This is a genomic window from Lysinibacillus sp. K60 (assembly GCF_019731275.1).
GTDB lineage: Bacteria > Bacillota > Bacilli > Bacillales_A > Planococcaceae > Lysinibacillus > Lysinibacillus capsici.
Genome location: NZ_JAASJR010000004.1, coordinates 228,362 through 240,824, shown reverse-complemented (window position 1 = coordinate 240,824; position 12,463 = coordinate 228,362). Strand labels below are relative to the sequence as shown.

Here is a 12,463-nt window from a genome sequence, read left to right as displayed (position 1 = left end):
AGTGGAACGATGCGTTTAGATAAATTACTAGCAAATATGGGGTACGGTTCTCGTAAGGAAGTGAAGCAGTTATTAAAGCAAAAAGCTGTCACAGTAGATGGTGCTTATGTCAAGGATGCAGCTTTACATGTAGACCCAGAACAGCAAATTGTTTCAGTGTTTGGAGAGCGCGTTGTTTATACAGAATTTGTTTATTTTATAATGAATAAACCGCCTGGTGTTATTTCTGCCACTGAGGATTTAAGAGATGAAACAGTAATTGATTTATTAGAGCCATTACACCAGCATTTTCAACCGTTTCCTGTTGGTCGATTAGATAAAGATACAGAAGGGTTGCTCTTATTAACAAACGATGGTCAATTAGCTCATAATTTATTGTCTCCAAAAAAGCATGTGCCAAAAGTTTATTACGCACAGATTGAAGGCGTTGTGACAGAAGAAGATGCCGAGAAATTTGCAAATGGTGTTGAACTAGATGATGGCTATGTTACAAAGCCTGGAAAGCTTGTGATTCTAAAGTCTGCACAGCAATCGGAAATAGAGCTAACGATTCAAGAAGGCAAGTTTCATCAGGTAAAGCGAATGTTTGAGGCTGTAGGAAAACGTGTAACATATTTAAAGCGTATTTCTATGGGAAGCCTGATATTAGATGAAAATCTAGCGTTAGGTGAATATCGTGAGCTCACTACAGAAGAGCTAAACGGTTTACAAAACAATCATTAAACATATTATTCCTCGATGCCTCACATAGCATCGGGGATTTTTATATACAGTAATATGACTGTAACTGTATAATATGAAATGAGTTATTGTGATATAGTCATAGAATGTATCATATTTTGAAATGTTTCCCAAAAGACGATGGTATAAATAAGTAGAGGACAATGAAATGAAGAACCTGCGTATTAAATTATTACTATCTTTAATAGCATTTGCACTCATACTTGTTGCTGTTATTTCATATGTGAACCGACAAATACTGGTAACAGAGATAGAAAAACAAGTGAGCATGAATAAAATATTAATTGAAAATCATATTTTGACAGATATGCAAACTGTTGATAATGCCCATTTTTATTTTGATAATACTATTTCAGACAAAATGGAACAGGAGCTTAGACAGTTAAAAAACTATTACCATGAAAACCCTAATGTAGCTACTTGGGATTTGCAGCAAATGAAAAAGAAACATGGTATGGATATTTACATAGTAGATCAATCCAATACAGTGGTTTACACGACTTTTGCCAAAGATATTGGCTTGGATTTCTCGCTTTGTTGTCAACGTTTTTCTGCTTTATTGGATGAACGGCGCGCTAGTGGCGAATTTTTTACAGATGGCATTGATATTTCAACATCAACAGGAGAATATCGAAAATTTGGCTATCTGGCAACACATGATAAGAAATATTTGCTTGAGTTAGGTATAGACCTACTAAATGATCCTGTCTTCCAAACCTTTAATTTTGAGAAAACTGCACAGTACTTAATTGGTAAATATATTGATTTAGTGGATGTGCAAGCTATTAATGCAGGTGGCGTTTTCTTTAATGATTCGAGATCGAAGAAAATCACTGTACAGGAGCAATCTAAGAAATTTCAAGAATACTTCGAGCTAGCAAAGAAAACAATGGAGCCAGTTGAGTATGAAAAGGCTTTAGACAATGGTTATATAGAAACACATCGTTTTCTGCCCTATGAAGCAGAGACAGTGAGAGGGGAGTCATCCAAAAGAATTGTCTATGTGAAATTTATTAATTTCACTAAAATGGAAGCTCTTCAAAAAAATACGAAACAATTTTGGTTTTTACTGTCTATCGCCCTACTAACATCCTTTATTATGCTGTTAGTTATTAATAAAATTTTATCTAAAACAATACACCTAGCTACCTTCGATCCGTTAACAGGTGTTTATAACCGTGCTACATATATTAGAAAAATTGATAATTTATTAAGAAAAAGAAAAATGAATGTGCCAGGTTTATTGTTAATTGATTTAGATAACTTTAAACAAGTAAACGATCAATTTGGTCATGTAGAAGGAGATCATATCCTCATTGAAACAGCGAAAATTTTAAAGCATGTTGTGAAACAAAGTGGCTTTGTCGTACGCTTCGGTGGGGATGAATTTGCCATTGTTTTATACGATACAACAGAGGAACAGATGCAGCACATGGCAGAGGACATCTTGACTCAAATAAGATCAGTTAGATATGATGGCCAAGTGAGCGAGAAATGGTCTGTGTTGTCTGTGAGCATGGGCGGAGCCATTTATAATCATGCTGAGGATACAGAAATGAGCTTATTTGAACGGGCCGATAAAGCGCTTTATCAATCCAAAAATGCTGGTAAGGATCAATATTCTAGTTATGCAGAGGTCGCTGCTGACGAGGGTTATAATAGTTAAAAAAACGCCCCATTCTATCGATAGCATAATTAGCTATTTTGATAGCAATGGGGCGTTTATTATTGAGCTGCTATTTTTGTTCTATAAAAGATACAACTACATAAAACAAGAACAGCGATGACTGGAAACATAGCGTTCATATAATGAGTCAAGAGCCATCCGCCTATTATTGGGCCAATAAAGCCACCTAAATTTTTAAATTGTGCAGCACCTAAATAGGTTGCCTTTTGAGTATCTGGTGCAATTTCATCAATCATGACATTCATTGTAGGGAAGGCAAAGATTTCACCTATGGTAAAAATAATCATGGCAATGATATAGAGCGTATAATTATTGGAGAATCCAAACATACATAATCCAATAGCAAAGAACAGTACACCTACTAATAATGTTGCTGTAGATGAAAAGCGCTCTGATACTATACTAATAGGTAATTGTAGTAATAACACAACTGCTGCATTGAGAGAGATTAATAACGAATAAAGTTTCGCACCTTCATCAATCTTTAATTCGATAATTTGAGGTAGCGTTGAGTCAAATTGCGAGTACCCAATATTGATTAAAATGGCTCCCAATATGAAGCTAAGCAGCACACGATTTGTCAAAAGAATCGTGAATGTACTGAGTATTTTTGTTTGTGTAACAGCTTTGGGTTGCTGCATTTGATAGCGATTTAACACAAAAAATAAAAACACTGCGTAAATAATATACATCATCCCTGTCAGCATAAAAGGGATACTTGGACTGGATAGCTGTGAGATATACACGCCAATAATAGGACCAATAACCGCTGCAATATTTATGGCCGTATAACGTAAGGAAAATAGTCTTTTTCGTTTATCGGCAGGTGTAAAATCAATCATCAATGCCTGTGTGGAAGGTTCAAAAAATGATCGACAAAGTCCATTTAAAGCATTGAATAGGATAAAAAGCCAAACAGCATGAACCGTTGCGAAGCCAAAGAACACAAGACTCCAAACGATAATTGTTAATAGAATAACGCTTTTTCTACCAAAGCGATCTGTTAAATACCCCCCGAAAAATCCACCTACTGTGGAAATGAGCGGCGCGATACCGATTGTCAATCCAATTTGTAAGGGAGAGGCTTGAATTTCATTATGTAAATAAATAGCTAAAAAAGGCATTGCCATAAAGCTTGCAATACGTGTAAAAATTGTCCCACCTAAAATAATCCAAACTAATGGATGAAACAACTTTGACAAAGTCATATAAAATCCTCCTCTCAACATTTAGAATGTTTCGAGTTTAACGGATTGTTAAGCAACTGTAAATAGTTAAAATAATCTTGAAAGAGAACAGAGCAGCTAATGGCGCGCAGATTTATGCTACTATGCTAAAATGTGTAGCTCAGATTGAAGGGTAAAGGAGCGATGTAAATAATCACTTTATAAATCATCAATTTACGGAGAAGTCAGTAAGCAAAGTGGGCAAAAAATCTAATAATCTTCTTACGACAAAAAAGAATGACCCCGACGAAAGGTCATTCTTTTTCCATACATAATGCTTTACGTACAAAACGTAAAACTAAGACGTTAATTTTACTTTTTTCTTCGTCGTTGTCCATCTGCCTCGACTTGGACTCGTCACCAAATCGTTAAAGGCTAACACGTTCAAATCTCTTTGAACGGTGCGAGGAGTGATACTAAACTCTTCGACTAAATCCTGTGTAGACACGGTTCCTTTGTCTAAAATAAACATGTACACGTCTTTAATACGATTAAGCATTCGATCAGTAGTTGGTTTCATTAAATGAACCACTCCTTCATCTTAATTCTCTTGGCAAAGACTAGCGGACGACAATATGTGCGGAGTGCACTTAGGCTAATAAGTAGCTGCCTTAGACATCCCCTTTTCTAATTTTATAGTCAGAACAATTATTCTGATAACTTTATTATATAGAAAAACTACTTAATTTTCTAGTGAATGCAAGAGAAATTTACAATTAATATATAAAATTTATACTGTATTTTGTGGGAATACGTGAAAAACGTGCTATATATGGTAGTGACAGTAGAAGTTACTGAAAATAGTTGTCAGAAAGCTGATTGTCATATATGTTGTAAGGTGTAGAATAATGTTAATACTTTGAAGGAGGTACATGGTATGGATTGGTTACAAGCTGCAAAAGAAAGGCAAGACGAATTAATACAAGAGTTACAGGAGCTTGTGCAAATAAATAGTGTGCTCGATGAGGATACAATAACTACTGAAGTACCTTTTGGAGATGGTCCACTTCAAGCGCTTGAATGGTTACTAGCAAAAGGTCAAAAAGAAGGCCTGCTCACGAAAAATGTTAATAATTATGCTGGACATATTGAAATGGGAACTGGTGAAGATTTACTTGGTATTTTATGTCATGTTGATGTTGTCCCAATTGGAGAAGAAGCAGATTGGACTTACCCTCCTTTCAGCGGCACAGTAGCTGATGGTAAATTATTTGCACGTGGTGCGATTGACGATAAAGGGCCTACGATTGCGGCATGGATGGCCATGAAACTTGTGAAAGATGCAGGTATTCCGTTAGAAAAAAGAGTACGAATGATTATTGGTACAGACGAAGAAACAGGATTTCGCTGTGTCGACCACTATTTTAAACAGGAGGAAATGCCGACAATTGGTTTTGCACCAGATGCAGATTTCCCGCTCATCAATGCAGAAAAAGGCATTGCAGAGCTTGTGTTCTCTCAAAATAAAGTGGGTGATGCAACGAAAGAACAACTACTACTATTTAATGCAGGAAAGCGCTCAAATATGGTACCTGATTTTGCAAAAGCAATGATTCAGCATGTAACAGCATCATTCGAACAGAATTTTCAAACATTTTTAAGCAAAAATCAGCTAGAAGGCTCTTTATTAATGGAGGAGTCTCGCTATATAATAACTATCAAAGGTAAAGCAGCCCATGCAATGGAACCAGATAAAGGTATCAATGCAGCTGTTTATCTTGCAGCATTTTTACAACAAGAGTTGACGACAGAAGCAAGTAAACAATTTGTCGACTTTATTGCAGATGTTTTTTATCAGGATCATTATGGTAGTCAGCTCGATCTGCAGTTTGAGGATACAATGTCAGGACCAACAACATTAAATCCAGGGATCGTAAGCTATGATGTCCATAAAGGTGGCAGTTTAGTAATTAGTATGCGCTATTCAGTTTCCTATCCGTTCGATGAAAAAATAACAGCAGCACAACGCTTAACGGTAGAAAAAGGGTTTTCTCTAGACATACAAGACGACTCCAAGCCACATTATGTCAGCGAAGATGATCCATTCATCCAGACATTAGCAGCTATATATAGACGTCAAACGGGAGATACAGAAACACCTTTATTATCAACTGGTGGTGGGACGTATGCACGTGTGATGAAAAAAGGCGTGGCATTTGGCATGTTGTTCCCAGGGGAGCCAGATGTAGCGCATCGAGCGGATGAGTTTGTTGTCGTTGAAAACCTCGTAAAAGCAGCGGCAATTTATGCTGAAGCAATTGTTGAACTTGCAGGAAAAAAATAACTCAAAGACGAAAAGGATGAACAAAACATGGCATATTCATTATGGAATGATCAAATTGTTGAAGAAGGATCCATTGCAGTATCACCAGAAGATCGAGGCTATCAATTTGGTGACGGCATTTATGAAGTAATCAAAGTGTATAACGGAAATATGTTTACAGCACAAGAGCATATTGATCGTTTCTATGCAAGCGCCGAAAAAATTCGTCTTGTTATTCCTTATACAAAAGACGTTTTACACAAATTATTACATGAGCTGATTGAAAAAAATAATCTTGGTACAGGGCATGTTTATTTCCAAATTACACGTGGTGCCAATTCACGTAATCACGTTTTCCCAGATGCGAGTGTCCCAGCTGTATTAACAGGTAATGTGAAAGCTGGTGAACGTGCATATGAAAACTTTGAAAAAGGGGTTAAGGCTACGTTTGTAGAGGATATTCGTTGGTTGCGCTGTGATATCAAATCTTTAAACTTACTTGGTGCAGTATTAGCAAAACAAGAGGCAGCTGAAAAGGGCTGTTACGAAGCAATTTTACATCGAGGGGATATCGTAACAGAATGTTCATCAGCAAATGTTTATGGGATTAAAGATGGTAAGCTTTATACACACCCAGCTAATAACTTCATTTTAAACGGTATTACTCGTCAGGTCATTTTAAAATGTGCAGAGGAAATTAGTTTACCTGTCGTTGAAGAACCAATGACAAAAGCTGATTTATTAACAATGGATGAAATCATTGTATCCTCTGTATCTTCAGAAGTTACTCCTGTTATTGATGTGGATGGCAACCAAATCGGTACTGGAGTGCCAGGTGAATGGACGCGTAAATTGCAACAAGCTTTTGAGGCGAAATTACCACTTTCTTTGAATACAAAATAAAAGAACCGTTTAAGAGAACTATCGATAAGGGTAGTTCTCTTTTTTATGGATGTAATGTTTGGTATCGTCATGTAAAATAAAAAGGATAGTAATGAATAATTTTACAGATTGAAATTTGTAGAATAATTGTCGATGTATTGAATACAATGCCTCTTTTTTCTACCAAAGCAATCTAGATAAAAGAGAACTATAGATATGGTGAGTAAGAATGGAGTGACCTTTACATGGCACAATTGGTGAAATTACAAGATTACATTTCACGCTATCAAATTGATTTAGCGAGATACCCAACACAATTTGTGCGCTTGAAGAAAAACCAATGGGAGCGCATTAAGCGACAGTGGGAATTGGGAGAAGATATTAGCGAGTGGCAACATGTCGACAATGAGGCTGAAGCGGAGGCTTACGAGGAAAAAGAACGTTTTTCCTTCATAAAAAAATTATTTGCTGGACGTCAAAAGGAAACAACGGAGGATGTGGAAGAAGTAGAAATATCAAATGAGCTTGTTAGCGATGAGGATATCATTCCTGAAGAAGAAACGACGCTCACATTTGAACCTAAAATTGTGTATGCACCACAATCCATCCATGAGTTGAAACGAATGTTTATTGATCAGTTCTTTCATTTTCAAATGAAATGGGCCAGTTCAACATTACGGGAAAAATCATATGTAGATCCTCGCTTCATGCGTGACTCATTGCTCCGTATGCTATTGCAAACATTGCCAGATAATTATCTGTTGTTTTATTATCCAATACTACAAATTAGAAAAGCACCTATAGAGCTAGATGTAGTGTTAATGTCGCCGACAGAGTGTATTTGTATTACGGTCTTAGAGGCTGAAAATCAAGCTGTATATGTAGGTGGCAGTGATCGCTTCTGGATTAAAAAAGTAGGGACGAAGGATTCTAAAGTTCTGAATCCAACAATTAACTTAGGGCGGATGGAATCGGTACTGTCGCAATTATTTAAACAAGAGGATATTGATATGCCCATCCGTAAGGTTGTGCTATCTCGTAATGGTTATTTTGATTATCCTGGTTCACCATTTGGGGTTCGCTTTGTTGATCGTCGAAATTATCATGAATGGATAGAGCATTTAAGAAAAGTTTCCTCTCCTATGAAGCATATGCAAATCCGAGCTGCGCAGACAATTTTAAATACGGTCCAAACCACCTCCTTTAACCGAGATATTTGGCAGCAAGCATCTCAGCCAACAGAGGAATGATCTATGAACATTCTATTTATTGTCAATGAGGCTGCTGGGAATGGAAAAGGAAAAAAAGTTTGGCTCCAACTTCAAGAGCAACTAACGATTTCCTACCAAGTGGCTTTTACTGAATATGCAGGACATGGACAGAAAATCGCTCAACAATGGGCACACCAGCAACAAGAGAAAAAATTGCTTGTCGTTGTTGGCGGTGATGGCACTATTCATGAAGTGGTTAGTGGTGTTATACATAATAAATACATCATAATTGGTGTAGTTCGTGCTGGCTCTGGTAATGACTTTGCACGTTATTTTCATACCTTTTCCAATGCCCAGCAAATCGAGGATTATGTAAAGACTACCTTGGCTAATGTAAGAATGGATGCAGGGATCGTTCATATTGGTAATCAAAAAAAGGAAATATTTGTTAATAATGCTGGCATAGGCTTTGATGCCTTTGTGACAAAATCAATTAACACTTCTCGTCTTAAGTTTTATCTCAATAAGATTGGACTAGGCAAACTTTCGTATGCTGTCGCTGTAATTAGAGGGTTATTTCGCTTTGAACGCTTTGACATAACGATACGTTCAGGGGAACAGGAATGGCAATTTCAGCAGACGTGGTTTGTGGCGATGAGTAATCAACCTTATTTTGGAGGCGGCATGAAAATATCACCTGCCGCAAAAGCAGATGATGGGCAAGTGGATATCACGATTGTACATGATATTTCTCGTATCAAATTATTACTTGTATTTGTCACTGTGTTTTTTGAAAAGCATACAAAATTTAAGGAAGTTACTTTTTTACAGGGGCAGGTCTTTGAACTTATCGTAGCAGATAAGGTTGACTGCCATACGGATGGTAATTATATTGGCATTGTCAATCAAGAGACCAATATCCATTGTACAATACAGAAAAATGCTTGGCAGGTTATTGTTAAGGATTTATAAAAATATCATGGTGCAATAATTTCATGCGAATTATAAGGGAATACGTTATACTATAAAAAAATCAATAATTTCATAAGAAAGAAATGAGGAACAACATTGAGATTAAGAAATAAGCCTTGGGCAGAGGAAATGATTACAGATCACCCAGAGGTGATTATTCCAAATCCTGAAGACTTTAAAGGAAATTGGCAGGCTGTTTTCGGCAATGACAACCCTATCCATATTGAAGTAGGGTCTGGAAAAGGACAATTTGTGACCGGTATGGCTTTGCAAAATCCAACAATCAATTATATTGGCATTGAACTTTACGATAGTGTGATTGTTTGTGCACTAGAAAAAGTGCTAGAGGCAAAATCTCCAGCGAATTTACGGTTACTAAAAGTAAATGGCGCAGATTTATATAAATTCTTTGACAAAAACGATGTATCACGTGTATACCTGAATTTCTCAGATCCTTGGCCAAAAACAAGACATGCAAAAAGACGTTTAACGCACGGGGATTTTTTGAAATTATATGAGTCGATTTTAGTGGATAATGGGGAAGTCCATTTTAAAACAGATAACCGAGGTCTTTTCGAGTATTCTTTAATCAGTATGTCTGAATATGGGATGTTATTAAAGTATGTATCTCTCGACCTGCATGCAAATATGCCAGAGGATAATGTGATGACGGAATATGAAGAGAAGTTTTCTGCGAAGGGGCAGCCGATTTATCGCTTAGAATCGCAATTTATCACTAAATTGTAGGGGGAATATGGATGGATCAGTTACAGTTTCACAATATGTCATTATCATGGCTAAACGGGGGTGTTACGTGCCTAGATGGTGGTGCGATGTTTGGTGTTGTACCAAAGCCTCTTTGGTCCCGCAAATATCCAGTCAATGAAAAAAACCAAATTGAATTGCCAACAGAACCTATCCTTATTCAATTTGGGGGCAAAAACTACCTTATTGATACGGGTGTTGGCTTTAACAAATTAAATGAAAAGCAACTACGAAACTTTGGTGTAACAGAAGAATCTTCGTTAGCAGATAGCTTACAAGAGTTAGGATTAACGACAGCGGATATTGATGCAGTGTTAATGACGCATTTACATTTTGATCATGCTGGTGGATTAACGCAGTGGGAAGGGGATGTACTTGTACCGACTTTCCCAAATGCCAAGATTTTTGTAACGAAAATTGAATGGGATGAAATGCGTAACCCCAATATCCGTTCTAAAAATACTTATTGGAAAGAAAATTGGGAGCCAGTTCAGCATTTAGTTGAAACCTACGAAGAGTCATTGGAAGTAGTACCTGGAATCGAAATGATTCATACTGGTGGTCATAGTGAGGGACATGCTGTCATTAAGCTAACGCAAAATGATGAAGTGTTATTGCATATGGCAGATATTATGCCGACTCATGCTCATCAAAATCCATTATGGGTATTAGCCTATGACGATTATCCAATGACAAGTGTATTTGCAAAGGAGCGACTGATGAAGGAAGCCCTTGCAAATAACTATGGCTTTATTTTCTATCACGATGCTTATTACCGTATGATTAGATGGGATGAGTCAGGTAAAGAGATTGTGGATAAATTAGAGCGTAGTAGACAAGCTGTTATTACATTTTAATAGAGCAAGCAAAGGCGAGGTATTTTGGCATATAAAATGTCAATACCTCGCGTTTTTGTTCGTGAACAGGATAGAAAATATGATACACTTAACACGATACTAAAATACAAAAGAGAGTTGAAATAAACATGGCAACTGAACAACCATTTTTACCCGTTTTACTTGGATCAGATATGAATGCATATGGAATGGCACGTGCGTTTTATGAAGCATATGGTATAAAACCACTTGTCTTAGGACGTTCTCATTTAACAGCAACACAAGATAGCCATATCCTACAATTTCAAGAAATAGACCGTTTAAATGAACAAGATGTTTTTGCACCTGCCCTTGCAGAAGTTGCAAAAAAATATGCTGATAAAAAACTGTTACTTTTAGCATGTGGGGACGATTATGCCAAGCTGATCATCAAAAATAAACCAGCGTTACAAGAGCATTTTACCGTACCTTATATCGATGAATCGTTGATGGACGAAATTTTATTGAAAGAAAATTTCTATAAAATGTGTGATCAATATAATTTTAAATATCCAGGTACAACAACGGTGACAGCGGACAACTATGAAAACTTTACACCACCATTTGCTTACCCTATTATTTTAAAGGCTTCAAACTCTGTAGAGTATTGGGCTTGTAAATTCCCTGGGAAGAAAAAAGTATTTGTTGCACATGATGAAGCGGAAAAAACGGCTATATTAAAAGCTATTTATAGCTCTACTTATCAGGATACAATGATTATTCAAGAATTTATTCCTGGGGATGATTCCTATATGCGTGTGTTAAATGCCTATGTAGGGAAGGATGGAAAAGTGAAGCTGATGTGTCTAGGTAACCCTATTCTAGAAGAACATTCTCCTGAAGGAATCGGAAGTTATGCAGCCATCGTGACAACCTATGATAAAGAATTAATGGATCAAGTACGTTTCTTCCTAGAAGACATTGGCTATACAGGTTTTGCGAATTTTGATATGAAATATGATATTCGAGACAAGCAATATAAACTTTTTGAAATCAATTTACGTAATGGTCGTTCTAGCTATTATGTAACAGCAAGTGGGCATAATTTAATGAAGTATGTTGCGGATGACCATATGTTAAATATCGAGCAAGAAGTCACATATGTGCAGGACAAGCATTTATGGATGATTATTCCTAAAGGTGTATTATTCAAATATGCATCCAATGAAAAGCTCAAACTAGAAGCAAAAAAATTAATTAGTGAGGGTAAATACACAAATTCTCTTTACTTTAATGAGGATATGAATGCGAAGCGTTGGGTGAAACTAACACTCAATAATTTAAATTATTATCGTAAGTATAAAAAGTACTTTAATAATAAAGGATTATCCGAATAACATAGAGAAGCCATCTCCATTTTATGAGATGGCTTCTATTGTATATACATAATTAAACTTCTGTTAGTTCCACGACAACACCAGAGCGTGCATCGGCAGCAAATTCGAATGTCTGCATCTCACCTTCATGCATACGCGAAATCCCCCCACGATATACTGGGATGGTAATAATACCGTTTGTGAAATCTTCAGTTTTCATAAAAATCCAAGAACCATCAATCGGCGAATCCTTTTTAAATTCTCTTTTTATGTTTTCAAGTACTTGTCCTGCAGGTACGAACGGAGAAACTTTTTCACTAGCTTCTTTAATAATGACTGCGGCAGCTAAGCCAGTTGCGACACCAATTAAAAAATCACGTAATTTCATACTTTTTTCCTCCTTTTTCTATACCTTTATTTTAGCATAGCCTATAGAGTGAATGCACGTTCACAATTAGCGGTTTTAGAAAATGTATCAATATTTCGAATTCGGAAATAATTGTGTTACAATAGGCAAGGAAGAAT

Annotated in this window: 12 protein-coding genes; 9 read left to right on the top strand and 3 right to left on the bottom strand. The window is 36.5% G+C overall.

Going from position 1 to position 12,463, the window contains the following annotated elements:
- The first annotated feature begins 9 nt into the window (after nt 1–9).
- Together HCH28_RS11480 and HCH28_RS11475 are read left to right on the top strand one after the other, a co-directional pair.
- Nucleotides 10–723: a pseudouridine synthase gene (locus HCH28_RS11480; RefSeq protein WP_221681030.1), complete on the top strand. Its 714-nt coding sequence runs from the start codon at nt 10–12 to the stop codon at nt 721–723.
- 166 nt (nt 724–889) lie between these two features.
- Complete coding sequence (locus tag HCH28_RS11475) at nt 890–2,407, top strand: GGDEF domain-containing protein (protein ID WP_221681029.1); 1,518 nt, start codon at nt 890–892, stop codon at nt 2,405–2,407.
- Nucleotides 2,408–2,466: 59 nt separating this feature from the next.
- Here the strand turns inward: HCH28_RS11475 and HCH28_RS11470 are convergent, their stop codons facing one another.
- The gene (locus tag HCH28_RS11470) at nt 2,467–3,636 is read right to left on the bottom strand and encodes an MDR family MFS transporter (protein ID WP_221681028.1); all 1,170 of its coding nucleotides are present in this window, start codon (nt 3,634–3,636) and stop codon (nt 2,467–2,469) included.
- Nucleotides 3,637–3,952: 316 nt separating this feature from the next.
- Entirely contained in the window at nt 3,953–4,174 is a 222-nt protein-coding gene (locus HCH28_RS11465; protein WP_004226074.1) for a DeoR family transcriptional regulator, read from the bottom strand.
- Nucleotides 4,175–4,531: 357 nt separating this feature from the next.
- Between HCH28_RS11465 and pepV the strand changes: the two genes are divergently transcribed.
- From pepV to HCH28_RS11430, 7 genes are all read left to right on the top strand, one after another.
- Nucleotides 4,532–5,938 carry a dipeptidase PepV gene (pepV, locus tag HCH28_RS11460; RefSeq protein WP_004226076.1) on the top strand — a complete coding sequence of 469 codons (1,407 nt, stop codon included), beginning with the start codon at nt 4,532–4,534 and terminating at the stop codon, nt 5,936–5,938.
- A gap of 27 nt (nt 5,939–5,965) precedes the next feature.
- On the top strand, nt 5,966–6,820 hold the full coding sequence (dat, locus tag HCH28_RS11455) for a D-amino-acid transaminase (protein ID WP_221681027.1): 855 nt from the start codon (nt 5,966–5,968) through the stop codon (nt 6,818–6,820).
- Between the two features lie 224 nt (nt 6,821–7,044).
- On the top strand, nt 7,045–8,049 hold the full coding sequence (locus HCH28_RS11450; RefSeq protein WP_221681026.1) for a nuclease-related domain-containing protein: 1,005 nt from the start codon (nt 7,045–7,047) through the stop codon (nt 8,047–8,049).
- A gap of 3 nt (nt 8,050–8,052) precedes the next feature.
- Nucleotides 8,053–8,982 carry a diacylglycerol/lipid kinase family protein gene (locus HCH28_RS11445; RefSeq protein WP_221681025.1) on the top strand — a complete coding sequence of 310 codons (930 nt, stop codon included), beginning with the start codon at nt 8,053–8,055 and terminating at the stop codon, nt 8,980–8,982.
- Nucleotides 8,983–9,078: 96 nt separating this feature from the next.
- Nucleotides 9,079–9,729 (top strand): tRNA (guanosine(46)-N7)-methyltransferase TrmB, encoded by a 651-nt coding sequence (trmB, locus tag HCH28_RS11440; RefSeq protein ID WP_016991781.1) that lies wholly within the window; start codon nt 9,079–9,081, stop codon nt 9,727–9,729.
- A gap of 11 nt (nt 9,730–9,740) precedes the next feature.
- A complete protein-coding gene (locus HCH28_RS11435) occupies nt 9,741–10,604 on the top strand; it encodes a YtnP family quorum-quenching lactonase (RefSeq protein WP_221681024.1) in 864 nt (287 codons plus the stop codon).
- 128 nt (nt 10,605–10,732) lie between these two features.
- Nucleotides 10,733–11,959 (top strand): carboxylate--amine ligase, encoded by a 1,227-nt coding sequence (locus HCH28_RS11430; RefSeq protein WP_066037570.1) that lies wholly within the window; start codon nt 10,733–10,735, stop codon nt 11,957–11,959.
- A 52-nt stretch (nt 11,960–12,011) separates the two neighbouring features.
- Here the strand turns inward: HCH28_RS11430 and HCH28_RS11425 are convergent, their stop codons facing one another.
- On the bottom strand, nt 12,012–12,326 hold the full coding sequence (locus HCH28_RS11425) for a hypothetical protein (RefSeq protein ID WP_004226089.1): 315 nt from the start codon (nt 12,324–12,326) through the stop codon (nt 12,012–12,014).
- Between the last annotated feature and the right edge of the window lie 137 nt (nt 12,327–12,463).

Coding starts and splice junctions, on each gene's coding strand:
- HCH28_RS11480 (WP_221681030.1), top strand. CDS start 10: ATGCGTTTAGATAAATTACTAGCAAATATGGGGTACGGTTCTCGTAAG.
- HCH28_RS11475 (WP_221681029.1), top strand. CDS start 890: ATGAAGAACCTGCGTATTAAATTATTACTATCTTTAATAGCATTTGCA.
- HCH28_RS11470 (WP_221681028.1), bottom strand. CDS start 3,636: ATGACTTTGTCAAAGTTGTTTCATCCATTAGTTTGGATTATTTTAGGT.
- HCH28_RS11465 (WP_004226074.1), bottom strand. CDS start 4,174: ATGAAACCAACTACTGATCGAATGCTTAATCGTATTAAAGACGTGTAC.
- pepV (WP_004226076.1), top strand. CDS start 4,532: ATGGATTGGTTACAAGCTGCAAAAGAAAGGCAAGACGAATTAATACAA.
- dat (WP_221681027.1), top strand. CDS start 5,966: ATGGCATATTCATTATGGAATGATCAAATTGTTGAAGAAGGATCCATT.
- HCH28_RS11450 (WP_221681026.1), top strand. CDS start 7,045: ATGGCACAATTGGTGAAATTACAAGATTACATTTCACGCTATCAAATT.
- HCH28_RS11445 (WP_221681025.1), top strand. CDS start 8,053: ATGAACATTCTATTTATTGTCAATGAGGCTGCTGGGAATGGAAAAGGA.
- HCH28_RS11435 (WP_221681024.1), top strand. CDS start 9,741: ATGGATCAGTTACAGTTTCACAATATGTCATTATCATGGCTAAACGGG.
- HCH28_RS11430 (WP_066037570.1), top strand. CDS start 10,733: ATGGCAACTGAACAACCATTTTTACCCGTTTTACTTGGATCAGATATG.
- HCH28_RS11425 (WP_004226089.1), bottom strand. CDS start 12,326: ATGAAATTACGTGATTTTTTAATTGGTGTCGCAACTGGCTTAGCTGCC.